General features: G+C 29.2%; 16 protein-coding genes, 1 pseudogene and 1 riboswitch. Of the genes and pseudogenes, 11 read left to right on the forward strand and 6 right to left on the reverse strand.

Features of this window, described 5'->3' with window-relative positions; all coding sequences use genetic code 11:
• Positions 1–47 precede the first annotated feature (47 nt).
• The gene (locus WFJ11_RS00500) at positions 48–620 is read left to right on the forward strand and encodes a hypothetical protein (RefSeq protein WP_338817447.1); all 573 of its coding nucleotides are present in this window, start codon (positions 48–50) and stop codon (positions 618–620) included.
• A 45-nt stretch (positions 621–665) separates the two neighbouring features.
• Here WFJ11_RS00500 and WFJ11_RS00505 read toward each other — a convergent pair whose 3' ends face one another.
• A complete protein-coding gene (locus tag WFJ11_RS00505) occupies positions 666–1,358 on the reverse strand; it encodes a class I SAM-dependent methyltransferase (protein ID WP_338817448.1) in 693 nt (230 codons plus the stop codon).
• Between the two features lie 141 nt (positions 1,359–1,499).
• On the opposite strand from WFJ11_RS00505, the gene fsa reads away from it, so the two are divergent.
• The 4 genes from fsa to WFJ11_RS00525 are packed head-to-tail and all read left to right on the forward strand — an operon-like array spanning position 1,500 to position 4,946.
• Positions 1,500–2,141: a fructose-6-phosphate aldolase gene (gene fsa / locus WFJ11_RS00510; RefSeq protein ID WP_004832661.1), complete on the forward strand. Its 642-nt coding sequence runs from the start codon at positions 1,500–1,502 to the stop codon at positions 2,139–2,141.
• 12 nt (positions 2,142–2,153) lie between these two features.
• Entirely contained in the window at positions 2,154–3,134 is a 981-nt protein-coding gene (gene glpX, locus WFJ11_RS00515; RefSeq protein WP_004832662.1) for a class II fructose-bisphosphatase, read from the forward strand.
• Position 3,135: 1 nt separating this feature from the next.
• A complete protein-coding gene (gene rho, locus WFJ11_RS00520) occupies positions 3,136–4,446 on the forward strand; it encodes a transcription termination factor Rho (RefSeq protein WP_338817449.1) in 1,311 nt (436 codons plus the stop codon).
• A gap of 38 nt (positions 4,447–4,484) precedes the next feature.
• Positions 4,485–4,946 carry a flavodoxin gene (locus tag WFJ11_RS00525; RefSeq protein ID WP_338817450.1) on the forward strand — a complete coding sequence of 154 codons (462 nt, stop codon included), beginning with the start codon at positions 4,485–4,487 and terminating at the stop codon, positions 4,944–4,946.
• Positions 4,947–5,557: 611 nt separating this feature from the next.
• Here WFJ11_RS00525 and uraA read toward each other — a convergent pair.
• Entirely contained in the window at positions 5,558–6,823 is a 1,266-nt protein-coding gene (gene uraA, locus WFJ11_RS00530; RefSeq protein ID WP_313961314.1) for a uracil permease, read from the reverse strand.
• A gap of 62 nt (positions 6,824–6,885) precedes the next feature.
• A complete protein-coding gene (locus WFJ11_RS00535; RefSeq protein ID WP_009354988.1) occupies positions 6,886–7,011 on the reverse strand; it encodes a hypothetical protein in 126 nt (41 codons plus the stop codon).
• A gap of 356 nt (positions 7,012–7,367) precedes the next feature.
• Between WFJ11_RS00535 and WFJ11_RS00540 the strand changes: the two genes are divergently transcribed.
• Both WFJ11_RS00540 and yjeM read left to right on the forward strand, forming a co-directional pair.
• Positions 7,368–8,960, forward strand: a complete 1,593-nt coding sequence (locus WFJ11_RS00540; protein ID WP_338817451.1) for an ABC transporter ATP-binding protein — start codon at positions 7,368–7,370, stop codon at positions 8,958–8,960.
• 491 nt (positions 8,961–9,451) lie between these two features.
• Positions 9,452–10,948 (forward strand): glutamate/gamma-aminobutyrate family transporter YjeM, encoded by a 1,497-nt coding sequence (gene yjeM / locus WFJ11_RS00545; protein WP_293439600.1) that lies wholly within the window; start codon positions 9,452–9,454, stop codon positions 10,946–10,948.
• Between the two features lie 73 nt (positions 10,949–11,021).
• On the opposite strand, the gene WFJ11_RS00550 is transcribed toward yjeM, so the two are convergent.
• Positions 11,022–11,624 (reverse strand): ECF transporter S component, encoded by a 603-nt coding sequence (locus WFJ11_RS00550; RefSeq protein ID WP_338817452.1) that lies wholly within the window; start codon positions 11,622–11,624, stop codon positions 11,022–11,024.
• Between the two features lie 49 nt (positions 11,625–11,673).
• A riboswitch (FMN riboswitch) is annotated at positions 11,674–11,787 on the reverse strand.
• Between the two features lie 210 nt (positions 11,788–11,997).
• Here WFJ11_RS00550 and WFJ11_RS00555 point away from each other — a divergent pair.
• The 4 genes and pseudogenes from WFJ11_RS00555 (at position 11,998) to WFJ11_RS00570 (ending at position 18,465) form a co-directional block, all read left to right on the forward strand.
• Complete coding sequence (locus WFJ11_RS00555) at positions 11,998–15,753, forward strand: N-acetylmuramoyl-L-alanine amidase family protein (protein WP_338817453.1); 3,756 nt, start codon at positions 11,998–12,000, stop codon at positions 15,751–15,753.
• A gap of 343 nt (positions 15,754–16,096) precedes the next feature.
• Positions 16,097–16,912 (forward strand): 2-hydroxyacyl-CoA dehydratase family protein, encoded by an 816-nt coding sequence (locus WFJ11_RS00560; protein ID WP_338817454.1) that lies wholly within the window; start codon positions 16,097–16,099, stop codon positions 16,910–16,912.
• Between the two features lie 23 nt (positions 16,913–16,935).
• Positions 16,936–18,211: pseudogene (locus tag WFJ11_RS00565) on the forward strand (double-cubane-cluster-containing anaerobic reductase).
• The gene (locus WFJ11_RS00570; protein ID WP_039868531.1) at positions 18,211–18,465 is read left to right on the forward strand and encodes a DUF3343 domain-containing protein; all 255 of its coding nucleotides are present in this window, start codon (positions 18,211–18,213) and stop codon (positions 18,463–18,465) included. Before WFJ11_RS00565 ends, WFJ11_RS00570 begins: the two are co-directional and overlap by 1 nt.
• A 40-nt stretch (positions 18,466–18,505) precedes the next feature.
• Here the strand turns inward: WFJ11_RS00570 and WFJ11_RS00575 are convergent, their stop codons facing one another.
• Positions 18,506–18,958 (reverse strand): hypothetical protein, encoded by a 453-nt coding sequence (locus WFJ11_RS00575; RefSeq protein WP_293439565.1) that lies wholly within the window; start codon positions 18,956–18,958, stop codon positions 18,506–18,508.
• Between the two features lie 17 nt (positions 18,959–18,975).
• Positions 18,976–19,407 (reverse strand): hypothetical protein, encoded by a 432-nt coding sequence (locus tag WFJ11_RS00580; protein ID WP_313961308.1) that lies wholly within the window; start codon positions 19,405–19,407, stop codon positions 18,976–18,978.
• Positions 19,408–19,427: the final 20 nt, after the last annotated feature.

Genomic DNA, 19,427 nt, shown 5'->3' on the forward strand with positions numbered 1-19,427 from the left:
TTGAATTTAAAGAGTAGATTACAACTATTATACCAATTTGTTCGTTTGTGTTTTCTATCTTATCATATTTTAGAACCGAAAGAATAAAGCGAGAAAATGAACAAAGGGCAAAAGAATTTGAACTTTATAAGGAAGCAAAAAGACAACAAGACGCAATGATTACTAGTTTATTAATGAAACAAAGTACAAGAGCATCTGTTGTTCCATATTTTAACATTGTTTTAAGAGATGAAAGAATTATTGAAAGTAATGATAAAATAACTCTAGGAATAGGAGTTATTAATATAGGAAAAGAAAGTACCACAAATGTACAATTGGTACCTAAGATATCAGAACGGGGATTAAATGAATATTTTGATAGTGATAAAGGATATAAATATGGTATTTCTGAATATTTAAATAGATATTATGCAAGACCGGGAGAAGAAATAATTTTCTATATAAGAATTTTAAAAAAAGAAAGCATCTCTGATTTTCTTAATTTCAAAATAAAATATTATGACTTAATAGGAAATTGTTATATACAAGAATTTAGATTTGGATTTGATAATTATTTACTAAACGGATACTACTTAGATAATGCCTCATATGTTCCTAAATTGGTAAAAAATGATAAATAATTACTAAAAAACAAACCTACTCATTACGAGTAGGTTTTTATCTATCTATTTACTTATTACAAATACTACTGACGGAGAGTTTTCTTCGTCGAATTTGTCTTTTTTGAAGTTTCCGTAGATTTCGTATTTTAGTCCGAGTCTGTTTACAAATGAAATTAGGTCATCAACTAGTAGTGGAACTAGAAGTTGTGTATTTTCAAAGCTCTCATTTTTAGTCGTAAGAACTGTGTTGAAACGGATTTTGCTGTTTTCTCTGTAATAGTTTCTTGTAAATTTTACTTTTGTTCCAAGAGTCGGTAAGGCTCCAAGGAATAGGTCGTTTTTAAGAATGAAAGGTTTGAAGTTTACCCAGCTTAAGACTAATTTTCCGTTTTCTTTTAGTAAACCCATAGTTTTTAGGATGAAGCTACAGATTTGGTTTATGTCTTCCAAATGTGCAATTGTTGTTCCAATGCAATAGCAGACGTCAAATTTTTCTTCAAAGTCCAATTCTAACATATTTTTTTCATATACTTTGAGTCCTTTTTTTCTTGCTTCTTCTACCATGCTTTGTTCTAAGTCAATACATATTACATTTTTCCCTAAGTTTTCCAAGTTTTTTGCAACGAGTCCTGTTGCACAGCCTATATCTAAATAGTCTTTTCCATCTGATATATTATTTAAAAAATTTAGTTGTGCTTCATTTGTTGGGAAAATATCTTCGTAGTATTTACATATTTCTTTATAAAATTTATTCATAGAAGCCTCCATTCTAAAAAATATAATGTTATAATTGATTATACCCAAATTTTTTAAAACAACTTTTTGTTTAGTTAGCATTTTGCATTGTTTTGTGGTAAAATATATTCGAATAGATTAATTATATTTAGGAGGCAATTGATGAAATTTTTTATTGACACAGCTAATGTTGATGAGATAAGAGAGATAAGTAAATGGGGCATTCTTGACGGCGTTACTACGAATCCATCTTTGATAGCGAAAGAGGGAAGAGATTTTGTTGAAGTTATAACTGAAATCACTTCAATCGTTGACGGTCCTATTTCAGCGGAAGTTATCAGTCTTGAAGCGGAAGGAATGGTAAAAGAAGCTAGAGAACTTTGTAAGATAAATAAGAATATTGTAATAAAAATTCCTATGACTGAAGAGGGATTAAAGGCAGTTAATGTTTTGAGCAAAGACGGAATAAAGACAAATGTTACTTTGATTTTCTCAGCAACTCAAGCACTTCTTGCAGCAAAGGCAGGAGCGACTTATGTAAGTCCTTTTTTAGGAAGACTTGATGATATTAGCTCTGAAGGAATGATTTTAATTGAAGATATTTTTGAAATTTTCAGTAATTATGCGATTACAACTGAAATCATTGCCGCATCTGTAAGAACTCCAATGCATGTTCTTCAAATTGCAAAGAGTGGAGCGGATATTGCAACAGTACCTTATAAGGTGTTCAAACAAATGTTAAAACATCCACTAACTGATATAGGAATTGAAAAGTTTTTAAAAGATTGGGAAAGTGTTAAATAGTAGGAGGAAATTATGGATAGAAATTTAACTTTAAATTTAGTAAGAGTTACAGAAGCTGCGGCAATTCGTTCTTCATATTTTTTAGGAAAAGGCGATAAAAATGGTGCAGATGGAGCGGCTGTTGAAGCAATGAGATCAATGTTCAATGAACTTCCAATGGAAGGAACTGTTGTTATCGGTGAAGGAGAAATGGACGAAGCTCCTATGTTATATATCGGCGAAGTTGTAGGAAATGGACAAGAAGGGGTCGCAAAGGTTGATATTGCAGTTGATCCTGTTGATGGAACTTCCCTTGTAGCAAATGGATTGCCAAATGCAATTGCAGTTGCTGCTTGTGCACCTGCAGGTTGTTTATTACATGCTCCAGATATGTATATGGATAAGATTGCAGCTGGTCCTTTGGCTGTTGATTGCATACATATTGATTTACCTATCGAAATGAATATAAGAAGACTTGCGAGAGCTTTAGGAAAAGAAGTTGGAGAAGTTACAGTTAGTATTTTAAATAGAGAAAGACATCAAGATATTATAGATAGAGTTAGAAAACTTGGTGCGAGAATAAAACTTTTTGAAGCCGGAGATATTGCTCAAGCCATTGCAACTTGTATTGATAATAGTGGTTGTGATTTAATGGTTGGAATCGGTGGGGCACCTGAAGGTGTTTTAGCTGCTGCGGCAATTAAAGCATTGGGTGGAGTTTTCCAAGGAAGACTTGTTCCTGCTGATGAAGAAGAATTTAGAAGATGTGAAGCTATGGGACTTGAAGATCCGCTAAAAGTTTTAGAAATGAATGACTTAGTAAAGGGCGATGAAGTTTTATTTGCTGCAACAGGTGTAACTGACGGCGAACTTATTAACGGAGTTAGACATATAGGTAATGATAGAGTTAAGACTTACTCTGTTGTTATGAGAGCAGAAACAGGAACAATTAGAAATATTGAAGCAACTCATAGAATTTCTAAAAAACCTGAATATGCAAAGATAAAGAGATAGTATGAATATAGAACTTTTAAAAGGAAAATATCTTGATGAATTAAAAACTATTGCAAAGTCTTATGGAATTGCAAATGTTTCAAAGTATAAAAAGAATGAATTGATATCTGAAATTTTAAAGGCGGATAATGGCTTTGAAAGTGAAGAGTCTGAACGAGTTAATATAAATGAGCCCGTTGAAAATGAAAATGACTCAAAGACTAATACAAAAACAGTTTGTGGGCTTATTGATATTACTGCAGATGGTTATGGTTTTTTGCGCTCAAATGGCTATGACTCAGGAGAAGAAGACATTTATGTCTCACCAACTCAGATAAGAAGATTTAGGCTTAAAAAGGGAGATAAAATTTTAGGCTTAACTAGAGAAAGTAAAGAAACTGAAAAATTTTCTCCACTTATCTATATAAATGAAATAAATGATATTAAGGTTTCAGAATTAAAAACTAGAAAAGATTTTGACGATTTAATTCCGATTTATCCGAATGAAAAATATACTTTAGAAACTGAAAAGAACGAAGTTTCAACTAGAATAATTGACTTTTTAGTACCTATTGGAAAGGGACAGAGAGCTTTAATTGTTGCTCCTCCAAAGGCGGGAAAGACAAGCCTACTTCGTTCAATTTTAAAAGGCATAGAACTCAATAATCCAAAGAGCAAGATTTTTGTTTTACTTATTGGAGAAAGACCAGAAGAAGTTACAGAAATGAAGAGATTTACAAAAGCGGAAGTAATAGCTTCAACTTTTGATGAATTACCTCAAAATCATATAAGACTTGCAGAATTTGTACTTGAAAGAGCAAAAAGACTTGTAGAGCTTGGAGAAGATGTTGTTATTTTGGTTGACAGTATAACAAGACTTTCAAGAGCCTACAATGTAAATACACCGTCCTCCGGAAAAACTCTTACGGGTGGACTTGATCCTTTTGCTTTGCATAAGCCGAAAAGATTTTTTGGATCTGCGAGAAATGTTGAAAATGGTGGAAGTTTAACTATAATAGCAACAACTCTTGTAGATACGGGAAGTAAAATGGACGATATGATTTATGAAGAATTTAAGGGAACGGGAAATATGGAAATTCATTTGAGTAGAAAACTTTCGGAACTTAGAATTTTCCCTGCCATTGATATTTATAAATCAGGAACTAGAAAAGACGATTTACTTTTGACAGAAGAAGAAATACAATCTGCAAATTTAATTCGTAGAAAACTTTCAAATACAAATACTAACGAAATTATGGAAAATTTAGTAAAAAACATAAAGAAAACTGAAAACAACAAGGAATTTTTCAAAGCTATCTTAAAAAATAATTAAAAATTAAAGTTTCGATTTGAAACTTGAAGGAGATTTAAATGAAAATTTTAGTTGTGTATTATTCCTATTCAGGAATAACTAGAAAATTAGCGGAAGATATCGCTTTAATTACAGATGGAGATTTGTTGGAATTAAAACCGCTAAGACCTTATTCATTTTCATATAACACAGCTGTAAAAGAAGCTAGAATTGAAATTGAAAAGGGATACTGTCCACCTTTAACTGAAGAAATAGGAAATATTGATGATGTAGATGTAGTTTTTATTGGCTCACCTAATTGGCTTAAGACTTTTGCACCACCAGTTCTTACTTTTTTACGTAATGCAAATTTGGATGGTAAAACAATTATTCCATTCTGCACTCATGGTGGCGGAGGTTTTGGAAGAATGATTGATGATATCAAAAAAGAATGTAAAAATTCTACAGTAAAAGATGGATTAGCATTAAGTGGATTTTATGATTTCGATGAATTACAAAAATGGATAGAAAATAATTTATAAAATTATGGATTTTATAGAAAAACTCAACTTTGCGAAAAGTTGAGTTTTTACTTTTTTCAAATAGTATTTAGAATTTATTTACTGTTCATGTGAAGCCCTTAATCGAAGTTTTCTATTTATATGTCATCTCGACCGAAGCTGAGCAGAGCGAGACGGAGTGAATCTAGCCCTAACTTTTGTTGTTTATTCATAAACAACAAAAAGTAGGCCTGACACAAAGATAGTAATGAGATCTCTCCGCTTCATTCGTTTCACTCATTTCGGTCGAGATGACGTGTTGGGGGCGTCGACTAGTTTGGTGTTGTGACGTAAAATTTTTGCTATTCTAATTTTTACTTTTTGATGTTTATTTACTATTAACGTTAAGCTAATAGGTGAAGATTATTTTTTATACGTCATTTCGACTGTAGCGATAGCGGAATGGAGAAATCTCATATTTTTGCTTGTAAACAAGCAAAAATAAATGTATCGAAGATACATTCAATAATGGAGATCTCAACTATTGCTTGTTTATATTTCTGAAATAAATCTTAACGAAAGTATTAATTAACTTTTTATAGAATTAAAAAACTCAACTTTGTGAAAAGTTGAGTTTTGTTTTTGTCTGTTTTTTATTTATGATTTGAAAGTCCGAATTTGTTTAAGAAATGGAATATTAAACTTAATACTACTGCAACCATACTTGCAAGAACCATTCCTTTTAACTGCATTCCAAAAAAATTAATTGAAATTCCACTAAGTCCTGTTACGAATACAACTGAAGTCAAAATCAAATTTTGGCTATTTGAGTAGTCAACTTTTGAATCAACTAAAAGTCTTATTCCAGAAGTACCAATCATTCCGTAAAGTAAGAATGTTATTCCACCAATTACATTTCCTGGTATGCTTTGAATTAACATACTTAATGGTGCTATAAATGCCATACATATTGAGATTACCGCTGCACCGGCAATTACATAAACTGAATAAACTTTAGTGACTGCCATTACGCCGATGTTTTCTCCATAAGTTGTTGTTGGGACTCCGCCTACAAGAGCGGATAACATAGTTGAGAAGTTATCGGCAAAGATACTTCTGTGTAAGCCCGGATCTTCTAAAAGATTTTGACCGATTATATTACTTGTTACAACTTGATGACTTATATGTTCTGAAGTTATAACGAGTAATGCTGGAAGCATTATCAAACTTGCTTTGAAGTCGAAAATTGGAAATTGAAATTCCGGTATTGTAAATAATGTTGAAGATGTAACTGTAGAAAAGTCAATCATTCCAAAAGCTAAAGCTGCAATATATCCACAGATGATAGCAATAAGGATTGGAATTGTTCCTAAAAATTTTCTAAATACAACTGAACCTAAAATCGCAACTGAAAGAGTGATTAAAAATACATAAACATCAGCATTAGTTGAAGTTTCAGTCAATATATTTGCGCCGATTTTTCCACCTCTTATTGTATTTCCTGCAAGTTCAAGGCCGATAAGGGAAACAACAGCACCCATTGCTGCAGGTGGAAGCACAATATTTATCCAATCTGTTCTGAATTTATAGATTAAATACGCTAAGATACAACCTAAAAATCCCGTTGTTGCAAATGCCCCAAGAGCATATCTATAACCCATAGTGTTTATAATAACAGTACCTACTCCTAAGAAGGCAAAACTTGAACCTAAATACGCAGGAGCCTTTCCCTTTGTAATAAAAATAAACAACAATGTACCTATACCATTCATCAAAAGAACAATTCCTGGGTTCACATTAAATAAAATTGGAACTAAAACTGAAGCTCCAAACATAGCAAAAGTATGTTGTAAACTTAAAGGTATAAGCATAGTAACAGGAACTTTGTCCCTTACACCGATAATTTCTTTATTATTCATAAATCCTCCTTCTACTTTAGTCTTAAAAATATAAAAAAAATGAAATAACAACAGTTATTTCATTAATAATTAAATACAATATTTTTTAAGACAATAAGTCCATTATTAAAATCAAAAAAGAGAGTCGTTAAAACAAAATCAAAATAATTAAATATATTTTCTTTAGAAAACTTAATTAAATTTGTCATAACATACCTCCTTAAATTTATCTTTAAAATTATACAGCATAAAACACAAAAAGTAAAGTCTTAAATTTCATAAATTTATTAAAAATTAAAGATTTCATTTTGATTTTTAGTATGATATAATTAAGTTTATCATAAACATTTCAAAAAGAGAACTTAATTTCATCATACTTAACCTCCAAAAAAGTTATAGAAATGAAAAGCATGATATAATTATGTTTACCATAAACATTTTAAAAAGAGAACTTAATTTCATCATACTTAACCTCTAAAAAAGTTATAGAAATGAAAAGTATGATATAATTAAGTTGTGTAAAAAAGTGAATTATATTATTAAAATAATTATTTAGGAGTAAGAAATGGAAGATTATTTATCTAAAGTTAAAAAATATATTATTCTTCAAGTAGTATTGGATTTTATTGGAGTTATTTGTTTAGCATTAACTCCATTGATTCAAAAGTGGTTATTTGATTATGGATTACAAAGCACGTCAAGTCAAATAATTTTAGCAATTCTATTATATGCTTTATTACTTGGAATTTATTCATTAATGCAATATTTTTGTATTTTAGTAGCATTTAAATCAGGAATTTCATTTGAAACAAGACTTAAAAAGAATTTTTTTGATAAAATTTTTAATATGAATAGTAAAGTTTTTCAAGAGAAGCCGATAGGGGAATATATTTCTATTCAATCAAATGATATTACTGCATTAGAACAAGATTATTTACAACCTATTGTAGATGTAATTCGTTCTGTAAATATGATGTTGATTTATGGGGTTATTATTTTTATGAATATCAACTATAAAATTGGACTAGTTGTAGTTTTATCTTCTATTTTTGCGATTTTTATTCCAAAAATATTTGGAAAAATGTTGGATAATAGCAGAAGTAAATACCAAAGACATCTTGGAAAATATACTTCAACTATTTCCGATTTGCTTGAAGGTTTTGGTTTAATAAATTCTAAAACGATTAAAAATATAAAAAATAGACATAATGAGATTTTACACAAAACAGCAGATAAAAGGTATGAATTTGGGAAGAAAAAGGCTCTTGTACTTGGAGTAAGTGATTTAATGACCAAAATGGTTAGGGCATTAACTTTTGCAATTATAGGATATTTATTCTATAAAAAAGAGATAACAGTAGGTGTGGCAATAGCAACACTAAGCTATTCTTCTGCATTTATTGACCCTATTGATAGCTTGCTATATGACATTACAGCTATCCGTTCAGTAAATTCTACAAAACAAAATATCATTTCATTTTTAAATCAAAAATCAGAAACAGAAAGCAAAAAAGAATTGGGAAATTTTAAAAATGAGCTGATTTTTGATAATGTAAATTTCACAGTTGATAAATTACAACTAGAAGATATAAATTTAAAAATAGAAAAAGGAAAAAAATATGCAATTATTGGTAAATCAGGTGCAGGAAAGTCAACTTTTTTAAATTTATTACTTGGAATATATAAGCCAAATCAGGGGAAAGTCATTATTGACGGAGAAAATGTAAAAGAGCTTAATTTATCAAATACATTGCTTTATATGAGTCAACATGAGCATATTTATCGTGCATCTGTAAAAGAAAATATAACTGTTTTTGATTCATATTCCTATGATTACATTCCTGATAATGCCCATGAAATTGCTATGATAAAGGATATTCTTAATAGAAATACTGATGACTGTTCAAACTTTAGTGGTGGTGAAAAAAGAGTTCTTGCATTACTTCGTATATTGTGTAGAAAAGGAGAAATACTGGTTTTGGATGAACCTTTTACAGGGGTGGATACTGAAAGTGTTTCAAAATTAGAAGATATTTTATTGAAAACGGATCAAACAGTTTTGATTGTAACACATAATACATCTATTGAGCATCTTAAAAAATTTGATAATATAATTAAGGTGATAGACAGAAAAGTTTTTATTGAAGATGTAAAGTAAAAATTTAAAAATAGTTTTATTAAAACGGCAAAATTAAAAGCCGTTTTTTTATGCATTTTTGAATTAATTCATTTGTACGAAAGAAAGTAAAAAACTTTTTTAAATACGCAAAAGTTTTTTTACATAAATATAAAATAAGAAAAAATTGTCAAAGATACATATTTTAAAAGATGATATTATCAAAATATGCAAAATAACGTCAACTCTTAAGCTGTGAATAAATGTTATATTAAAATTACTTATGAAAGTTTTTGCGTATAAATTTGTCATAGCATAACAATCTAACTTAAAAGTGATGATACCTTTAGAATATGATATATATCACTATTATAAACTTAATTTTTTTATAAAAATTCAATATTTTGAATATATGGCTTAATTTTGAAAATCATACTCGATTAGAAATATAAAATTTTTTTATGATATGTTGACAGGACTGTGATTTTATGTTAAAATTCAAAATGTAAAAAATAAATATTTGGAGGGATATTATGTCTAAAAAGAAATTGAGTTTAAGAGCACTCGTTTTGATGGTGTTCACTTCTGTTTTTGGGTTTACTAACATCACAAGATCATATTATCTTATGGGATACGCAGCTATTCCTTGGTTTATTATTTCTTGTGTTGCATTCTTCTTGCCATTTGCATTTATGATTGCAGAATATGGCTCAGCTTTCAAAGATTCTGAGGGGGGAATCTACTCATGGATGGAAGGAAGTTCAGGAAGTAAGTATGCATTTATGGTAACGTTTATGTGGTATGCATCTTACATTGTATGGATGGTAAATGTTGGTTCAGGTATTTGGATAGTTTTATCAAATGCAATTTTTGGGGTTGATAAAACTCAAAGTTGGTCATTATTTGGACTTGACTCTGTAAAAACATTAGGTATTCTTGCTATTATATGGATTGTATTTTTAACATTCATTTCTAACAAAGGTGTTGATAAAATTAAAAAGTTCACATCTTTTGGTGGTAGTGCCGTAGCATTGATTAATGTATTTTTATTTGTTGGCGGAATTTTAATGTTAATCCTTAATAAAGGTGGAGTTGGTGATCCAATAACTGTTGATGCTTTAGCTCATTCACCAAACCCTGCTTATGCTGGTGGTTTACAAGTATTATCATTCATAGTATATGCTATATTTGCTTATGGTGGTTTGGAAGTTGTAGGTGGACTTGTTGACCAAACTGAAAATCCTGAAAAGAACTTTCCAAAAGGTATAGTTATTTCAGCTATTGTTGTATCTTTAGGATACTCATTAGGTATTTTGATTTTTGGTACTTTTACTAAATGGTCATTTGCATTTACACAATTTTCAACACAAAAAATCACTTTAGGTAATGTATCATATATTGCTATGAATCACATGGGATATCAATTAGGACTTGCTTTTGGTCTTGCTGAATCTGCTGCAAGAAATGTAGGACTTTGGGTTGCTCGTTATATGGGTATTTCAATGTTCCTTGCTTTAACTGGAGCATTCTTTACTCTTATTTATTCACCATTAAAACAATTAATTGGTGGAACTCCTAAAGAATTATGGCCAAAATCATGGACTGAACAAAAGAATGGAGTATATACTAAACCAATGATATATCAAGCAATTTGTGTAGTTGTAATCATATTTATAGTATCATTTGGTGGAAAGAGTGCACAACAATTTTTCCAAATTTTAGTTTCCATGACTAATGTATCTATGACTTTACCTTATTTCTTCATTGCTTATTCATTCTTAGCATTTAGAAAAAATGAAAATATTGAAAGACCTTTTGTAAGATTTAAAACATATTCAACAGTTAAAGTTGTTGTAGCAGTTACTTGCTTTATAGTTGGTTTTGCAAACTTATTTACAGTTATTGAACCAGCTATTTCATCAGGAGATTGGTTAACAACAATAATGTCAATCGCTGGACCATTATTATTCACTTTGATTGCATTATTACTTTATAGAAGAATGGAAAAAACAAAAGGAATAGAAAAATAAAATAAGAAATATAAAGAAACGGCAAATAAAATTTGCCGTTTTTTGATGTATTTATTAAAAAAAGCATAGAGTTCTATGCTTTTCTTTTTAGTATTGGGGAAATTCTTTTATATAATAAAGATGTTAGAATTGACGTAACTGCTGTCTTAACTAAGTTAAAAGGTAGAACTGAAAAAACCATTAATGTAAAGTAACTTTTTACAAGAGGATTTATTTTTGCTACCATACCTACAAAAGAATTTAAGTCAATTTTTAACAACTTCGCATAAAGTGGGAATATAACAAAATAATTGCTCAAAGTTGCAACTAAGGACATTGAAATACTACCTATTAGTAGTCCTAAAAGAGCTGACTTTTTACTTTTGTTATGCTTATAAATAAAAGCTGTCGTCAATACAAATGCTGATGAAACTATAAGATTTGAAAGTTCTCCAACATAAAAAGTTTTTGTTCCATTAATTACAATATTAAGTAATATTTTTATACATACTATTAAAAATCCTGCTAGTGGTCCCATTGCAAATCCTCCGATTAATGCAGGAAGTTCTGCAATATCCATTTCCATAAATGTAGGTGCAAAAGGTAGTGGAATTTTAATAAACATTAAAAGTACAGATATTGATGCAAGAATTGCAATCTTTGTAATTTCTGAAATACCGAATTTTTTGTTATTCATAATAACCTCCTAAAATTTAGCAAAAAAAAATGCCATCTTTAGGGCATAAAAATCTCTTCTTTCATCCAGACTTTAACTGTCGGTATTGGAATTTCACCAATTCAGCATAATGCTCGCAGACTTTACTGCCGGTGAGGAAACGACCCTCGCCCTGAAGACAAGTTGAGTATATCATAAATAATAAGTATTGTCAATAGGAAAAATTTTGTTTTAAGTTTAAGACTAAAGCATATTCTATATGTTTTTAATAAAGATTATTAATGAATAATGATTATTCATAAAAATTATTTATTCATTGATAAATTATTTGCAAAAAAATTTTCTGTAATATATAATCTATATGTTAGAAAATTTTTAAGGAGGTAGCATTAGAATGAAAATGCTTAAAAAAATCTTTGCATTTGTACTTTTGTTTTCAATTGTATTTAGTTCTATTGGTATAAATACTTTTGCAAAAGAAACAAGTGCTTTAACTGATGTAGAAGATACAACTGTTATGTCTCCTACTGAGGACGGAAAGAGGACCTTTACACTTAAGGGTTCTGATTTAGAGGAAGAAGATATTAAGGCTAAAGTAGTACTTAAAGGCAGTACAGAACGTTTAACTGAAGTTGAAAAGTCAATAACTTTTTCTGAAGAAACAAAAGAAAACACAAGTAATAAAGTTGTTACTTTAACTTTTCCTAAAAATGAAACTGGAAAAATGCAACAATATGAAGTTTCTTTTAGTGTTAAAGGAGATGGTGAATCTTTTGTAGATGAGTTTAAAAAAGTTATAAGGATAAGAAAGAGTTCTTCAAGTGGTGGTGGAGCTGTTGTACCACCTGTAAATCCTGAACAACCTAAACCTGTTGAAGAAAATGCAATTTTAAATGTAACAGCAGATACCGAAAACTTGCCAGCAGAAGGTGGAGAGGTGAATTTATCATTATTTACTAAAAAAATTAATGATAAACATATATCTTCTAAAGATGTAAAACTTCAAGTATCTTTAGATGGAAATGTAACAGAATTAGGAAAAAATGTAGAAGTAAAAGGTGAAAAAGCAAAAAAGACTATAACTTTAAAGTTGCCTAAGAATAATACTTCTAAAGAGCAAGTTTATACTATAAAATTCAATACAAAAGGCTCAGAAACAGAATTTCAAGATAATCCAATAGTTGTTACTATTAAAGTTGCACCATCTGAGCAAAATAATGAAGAAAATGCGATTATTAGAGTAACACCTGAAAATCAAAACTTGCCAACGGAAGGTGGAGAAATAAATTTAGAATTAATTACTAAGAGAGTTAATGAAAATCATATTTCTGCTGAAAATGTTAAAGTACAAGTATTATTAAATAATATTCCTACTGATTTAGGAAAAAATGCAGTAGTTAAAGGAAATAAGGCTAGAAAGACAATTACTTTAAGTTTTCCTAAGAATGAAACTTCTAAGGAACAAGTTTATACTATAAAGTTTAATACAAATGGATCTGAAACTGTATTTCAAGAAAATCCAACAGTTAAGATTACAGTTGAAGCTTCTGAGCAAAGTAAAATGCTTGTAAATGAACTTAGAGTTAAAACTCCTAATATGCCTAAGGCGGGGGGAGCTAATACTATTACTGTAAAAGGTGAAAATTTAGAGTCTGATAAACTTAATCTTGAAATTTTCAAAATTGAAAAAGGCATTGAAAATAAAATTAATATAGATTATACTTTTGCAGGAACAAGCGAAGTTCAAAGTGCAACTTTAAATTTCCCAAAAGCAAAATCTAATAACGAAGAAGTATATAAGATAAGATTAAAAGATAAAGAAGTTACTGTTACTGTAGGTGGCGAAGAAAGTGGAGAAGTAGTTGATTTAGTTCCAAGTAATGTTTATCTTAATAACAGTAAAACAAAAGTCACTTTAAAATTTGATGAAAAAATTTTTCCAGTAAAGGACATTGAAAGTCTAAAATCTGGAATTTCTTATAAAAAATCTGTATCAGATAATTTTGAAAAGTTAAAGCCGGAAGATAAGGTTGAAGTGGTTGAAGATAGAATTGTAATCACTTTAGCAAATCCAATTGAAATTAAAATGGGAGCAAAGATTAACTTTGCAGATAGAATAATCAAAGATGGAAAAGACAGAGAAAACAGAGCCTTTGAAAGATTTATTAATGATGCATTACCAACAGTAAATGAAGCTAATTTTGTTGAAGGAGAAATTTTAACAAAAGTAGGTGGAAATGCAAAAGTTAAGATAATTGGAGAAAACTTAAAAGAAGCTCTTAAGGTTAAAATCTTAAAGAATAATAAAGATAAAACTTCTAATTCTGAAATAACAGAATCAGCGGATGTAAAAGTTGAAGTTATAAATAACAATCAACAAAATATATCTTTTAAATTACCGGCAAATAAAAGCTTAAAAGCAGAAACTTATTCAGTTATGGTATCTTTAGATGGTGGAAAAACATATTCTTCAGCAATTGGAGTAAATATATTACAAAATAGAGCAAAAAGATTAGTTTCAACAGTTTTACCTACAGATAAAATAACAGACAAGCCAATTTTGAGCTTTATGTCAATTCAGTCCTATGGAACATCAGGCGGTGGTACTGAACAACCTGATGTAACTCATACTTATACTCCAGTTGGTCAAGAAAGTAAGAAAACTTGGGTTACTATGTTTGGTGCAAATTTTAATAAATCTTTAACGAAGATAAAAATTGTAGATGAAAATGGAATAGAATGGTACCCACTACAAAATGAGGGAACATCTGATAGTATGGATAATTTCATAATGGTAAGTGCAGATGGAACTGGAATTTACGGAAATGGAAATACTCAAATGTTTGAACTTATTTGTCCAAGAAATGTTACAATCCCAACAAATCCAAATGGAGATGTTACTTTTAAATATTTAGTTGCTGTTGATGGTGAAAATTTTGATGAAGAAGTTTTTGTAAAAGCAACTGTTGTAAATGATAAAGTTGGGAAAAAGGAAAATATGACAGCAGATGAAATATCTGAAGTAAAAGTAAAACATCAAACAGAAAATGGTAAAGTAGTTTCTAAAGAAATAACTGTAAAAGGTTATAAATGGTCTAAACTTAGATCTTTTAATGTAAGACCTATAGAAAATAATACGGATTTTGAAGCTGTAAAATATAAGATAGTAAGAGCTGATGGAAGTATTGAAGAAAAAGAAATAGGAAATATCCATGAAGAAAAAATTAGAGATATTAAAGAAGTAAAATTTATCTATAAGAGCAAAATAAATCCAGATGAAGTAAAAACTCTTACTGATTCAGAAACTAAGATTTCTGTAACAGGGAAAAATTTAACTGGAAAAGAAATTGTAGTTAATAGATTATGTATAATTAAGTCAAAAGATGTTTCTGTATTCGATATTTACTTTGTAGATTCAGCTACAAAAGAAAAAGTTCAATTGCCAATGGACCAATATATGGTTAAAATTCCAAAAGAAAATGGTAGAGAAGCTCTTAAGGTATTTTATTTGAATGATAATAATGAAAATGAAGAGATTAAATTTACACAAGATGAAAATTTTGTAACATTTAATACGACTCACTTCTCTAAATATGGTGTTGAATATAAGGCTAATAATCCAGAACAAACAGAAGTTTATGAATGGGTTAAAAATGATGATGGAACATGGACATATCAATCATCTGACGGGAAGTTAGTAGTAAAAGACAGCTGGAAATTTATAGACAATGAATGGTATAGATTTGACAAAGACGGTAAAATGCTATCAAATAAATGGTTTGAAGAAAATGGAAAATGGTACTATATTGAAGAAAATGGAACAATGTCTAAAAACGAATGGATAATCGTTAATGGAGAATGGTACTATGCAAATACAAGTGGAAGAATTTCACAAAATGAATGGGTACTAGTAAACGAAAATTGGTACTATGCAAATGCAAGTGGAAGAATTTCACAAAATGAATGGGTATTAGTAAATGGAAATTGGTACTATGCAAATGCAAGCGGACGTATAGCAGATAGCGAGTGGTTCATAATAGGAGACAAATGGTATTATGCTGAAAAAGGCGGTCTAATTGCTCAAGGAAAAACACTAAAAATCAATAATGTAAATTATATATTTGATTCAAACGGTGTATTAGTTGAATAATAAAACAAATAATCTTATTAAAAACTCCGATAATATAATCGGAGTTTTTTTACATTTTTAATTGATAAATCGATATTCTACTATAAAATTTTATTATGAATAAAGAGTTTCAATTAGAAATTCTAATTTTACTATACAAAATATATGTGATATAATACAAATATGACATTATGAGTTAGTGTGTTTGACTAAATGATAATAAAAAAATTTTATTACAGTTGGAGGTGAATAATTAAATAGTCAGATACAGTGTAAAAAGTAATTTTATCATAGAATTTCTTGAATAATATCTAAAGGATTAAATAAAGAAAATTTGAGGAGATATGACTGGATAGAAAAAATTATGGAAGATTTGAGAGAAGAAATTTTAGAACTTAGGCGAAATGCTTTTGTAGAAACAATAATGGGTTTGGAGAATGAAATATACATAATAGGTTACTTGGGAAGAACTGTTCCAAAAGAGATATTTTACGGTTTTGACCTAGTGCCCTTACCTTTGGACGGAGTAGATAAATACATATTGGAATATTCAAATGAAAAAGATTTGTGTAGCATAATTGATTCAACTTTGACTTATGCTATGACAAAAAAATGCCCTTTACTTTATAATGCAAAATTGGTTGTTGTAGACAATTCCTGTCCTTTACTTTTAAAAATATTAAAAGATAATTTAAAGGACAAAATTTTTTTCTATGATGGTAATATAAATAATTTAAAAAATAGAGTGGAGGACGTTTATAAAAGAGATTTTTCTGAAACAAATTTCTTAAAAGCCATTGAGTTATCTAAAAATATTTCTTCAAAATTGGAAAAACTTTCCAAAACCAATATTGATTCCAGATTTTTATACGAAGTAGAATTTTATACTCAATTTATTTTCTCTTTGGAAGAAAAAAATAATATGATTGATAGAGTATTATCTCATTTTAAGGATGTAGATAAAAAAAGGCAGAAGCTATATGTTCCAAGAGCAATTCAGATTTTAGATTATATCGATGAAAAATATAAGGACTATAAAATCATAGAAAATTTTTGTCTTGGAGAAGTTTTTAAGACTTATAAAAGTAGTGGTTATGAGTTTTTAAAAGAGAAGTATAATTCTAAAAAATCAGATAAATTAGATATTTTATTTCAAGATTGTCCCTATGATAATAAATAAAAATTTATTTTAGGAGGCAAGAAATGGCTGATTACAGAAAAATGTGGGAAGAATTAGATATGGACGTAAATACTCATGATATTTTATGTGAAGTGTTACCTGTCGCATTTGGGGATGTTTTTTTAAGTCAAGAGAACAGACCAGAGAGTATGGATTATTTTAATATGGTTGTTGCAGAAATTCATGGGATTAGACCTGCAGAACTTATTGAATTTCAAAAGAAGGGTGGAAAAGTTGTAGGCTCTTTCTGTATCCATGTTCCAGATGAAGTGGTAGTTGCTGCTGGAGCTATCGCAACAGGTTTATGTAGTGGATCTCAATTTTGGGTTCCAGGTGGAGAAAAGGTACTTCCAACTTCAACTTGTCCATTGATTAAGGCATCTTTAGGTGCAAGATTTGATAGAACTTGTCCTTTCTTTAGAATTGCTGACCTTTTTGTTGGAGAAACAACTTGTGATGGAAAGAAAAAAGCTTGGGAAATTTTAGCAAAAGATGCTCCAATGTATATAATGGATATTCCACAAATGAAGAGAGAAAAAGACTTTGTTAAGTGGAAAGAAGAAATAAAAGATTACATGGCTGAATTGGAGAAATTGACAGGAAATAAGATTACAGAAGAAAGCCTAAGAAAAAGCTATTGTAACTATAAATAATAAGAGAAGGGCATTACAAAGATTAAATAGCTTTAGAAAACTTGAAAATGTACCTATTTCAGGAAGAGATGTACTACTTATTACACAAATAGCATTTTATGATGACCCTGTAAGATTTACTGCACAGGTAAATAGACTTTGTGATGAACTTGAAGAAAGAGCAAAGAATAATGTAAGTGTATTTAAAAAAGATGCAAAGAGAATATTGTTGACTGGTACTCCACTTTCAATTCCAAACTGGAAAATTCATCAAATAGTTGAAAATATTGGGGGAATGATTGTCTGTGAAGAAATGTGTACAGGTAATAGATATTCTGAACATTTGGTAGATGAAAATGGAAAAACAATTGATGAAATGGTTGAAAATCTAACTCGTAGATATTTAGGAAGTATAAATTGTGCATGCTTTACTCCAAATACTGAAAGAGTTGAAGATATAATAAGATTAGTTAAAGAGTATAATATTGATGGAGTTATCGATGTAAACTTGAAGTTCTGTACACTTTATGACACAGAAGGAACTATAGTCGAAAAAGCATTGAAAGAAGCTAAAATTCCTGTTTTAGGAATTGAGACTGACTATACTGACTCAGACAGTGAACAATTAAAAACAAGAATTGGTGCATTCATAGAGATGTTAAGCTAATGCTATATTATATATTCTTTAAAGATACCAAAAGTGGACAGGAGCTTTATAAATTAATGAGAGAAAATGGAATAAAATGCACAATAGCACCAACTCCAAAAACTGAAGATCACTGTTGCGGAATAAGTATTTTATTTTATGATATTGAAGATAAAGCATTAATTAAAAAATTGATTTTTGAAAATGGTATCGAAATTTTAAAATTTTATGAAAAAGAGAAAGATATAAATCCGGATAGGATGAAATTTTGTTAAAAAAACTTCGACAATTATGTCGAAGTTTTACTTTTTCTGATTATCTTTCAACACTGAATTTAAAAGTTTCTTCATCTTTATCAAAAGTTAAAGAATAAGTTTTTCCTTTTTCAACTTCTAGTGAAAGTTTTGTAGGTCCCCAAGTTGTAGTTACATTTTTATGTAGAACTCCAGGTCTTGTATAGCTGTAAGTAAGTTCTACATCAACAGTTCCTGGTAATGCATAAATTACAGACTTAGTTCCTTCATAAGCGATTTTTGGATAAGCATTTGGACTTAAAATTGTTCCAGAAAGTGTTTTTGTAGTAATTGCATTAAAACCAGTATTTAAATAGATTTTAACCGCATCAGGATGATCTGAAAGCCATTTATCATATCCTTGTTTTCTTTTTTTCATCCAAATAATCATTCCAACAATGTAAACAATAAAAACAGCAGGAATGATATAAGCCATAATACCCATATTTTTAATCATTTGTGAAAAATTATTCATAATTTCCTCCTATATATTTATTCCGCTTTAAGCGTAATTGATTCTGCTTTATCTCCGACTATACTAAGATCTTCAATAAGTTTTTGGAACTGATTGTAACCTAATAATGATAAATCATAACTTTTAGTGTTATCATTTGAATCGATAACATATAAAGTAAAAATATCATTCTTAACTCTAGCTTTAATTGCACATTCATCTATTACATATTCATCAATTTTTTTACCTTTCACTATTGTGAGTGTTTCATCAGTAACTTTAACATATAACTTTCTGTCTCCAAGAGTCATAACTAATGATGAAATAGCCACAATTGATACGATAATTACATTAACATAAAGTTGAACAAAAAATCGTAGAATAAATGCTAAAAATGCACAGGCTGCAACCAATATTACTAATTCCTTTACAACTTGAAAAGAAGTTGATTTGTAAATTCTCTCGTTCATAAAATCCTCCCTTGTAATTA

Source organism: Parvimonas micra (assembly GCF_037482165.1).
GTDB lineage: Bacteria > Bacillota > Clostridia > Tissierellales > Peptoniphilaceae > Parvimonas.

Excerpts from the sequence above, each read along its gene's own strand:
- WFJ11_RS00505 (WP_338817448.1), bottom strand. The coding sequence starts at position 1,358 with ATGAATAAATTTTATAAAGAAATATGTAAATACTACGAAGATATTTTC.
- fsa (WP_004832661.1), top strand. The coding sequence starts at position 1,500 with ATGAAATTTTTTATTGACACAGCTAATGTTGATGAGATAAGAGAGATA.
- glpX (WP_004832662.1), top strand. The coding sequence starts at position 2,154 with ATGGATAGAAATTTAACTTTAAATTTAGTAAGAGTTACAGAAGCTGCG.
- rho (WP_338817449.1), top strand. The coding sequence starts at position 3,136 with ATGAATATAGAACTTTTAAAAGGAAAATATCTTGATGAATTAAAAACT.
- WFJ11_RS00525 (WP_338817450.1), top strand. The coding sequence starts at position 4,485 with ATGAAAATTTTAGTTGTGTATTATTCCTATTCAGGAATAACTAGAAAA.
- uraA (WP_313961314.1), bottom strand. The coding sequence starts at position 6,823 with ATGAATAATAAAGAAATTATCGGTGTAAGGGACAAAGTTCCTGTTACT.
- WFJ11_RS00535 (WP_009354988.1), bottom strand. The coding sequence starts at position 7,011 with ATGACAAATTTAATTAAGTTTTCTAAAGAAAATATATTTAATTATTTT.
- WFJ11_RS00540 (WP_338817451.1), top strand. The coding sequence starts at position 7,368 with ATGGAAGATTATTTATCTAAAGTTAAAAAATATATTATTCTTCAAGTA.
- yjeM (WP_293439600.1), top strand. The coding sequence starts at position 9,452 with ATGTCTAAAAAGAAATTGAGTTTAAGAGCACTCGTTTTGATGGTGTTC.
- WFJ11_RS00550 (WP_338817452.1), bottom strand. The coding sequence starts at position 11,624 with ATGAATAACAAAAAATTCGGTATTTCAGAAATTACAAAGATTGCAATT.
- WFJ11_RS00555 (WP_338817453.1), top strand. The coding sequence starts at position 11,998 with ATGAAAATGCTTAAAAAAATCTTTGCATTTGTACTTTTGTTTTCAATT.
- WFJ11_RS00560 (WP_338817454.1), top strand. The coding sequence starts at position 16,097 with ATGGAAGATTTGAGAGAAGAAATTTTAGAACTTAGGCGAAATGCTTTT.
- WFJ11_RS00570 (WP_039868531.1), top strand. The coding sequence starts at position 18,211 with ATGCTATATTATATATTCTTTAAAGATACCAAAAGTGGACAGGAGCTT.
- WFJ11_RS00575 (WP_293439565.1), bottom strand. The coding sequence starts at position 18,958 with ATGAATAATTTTTCACAAATGATTAAAAATATGGGTATTATGGCTTAT.
- WFJ11_RS00580 (WP_313961308.1), bottom strand. The coding sequence starts at position 19,407 with ATGAACGAGAGAATTTACAAATCAACTTCTTTTCAAGTTGTAAAGGAA.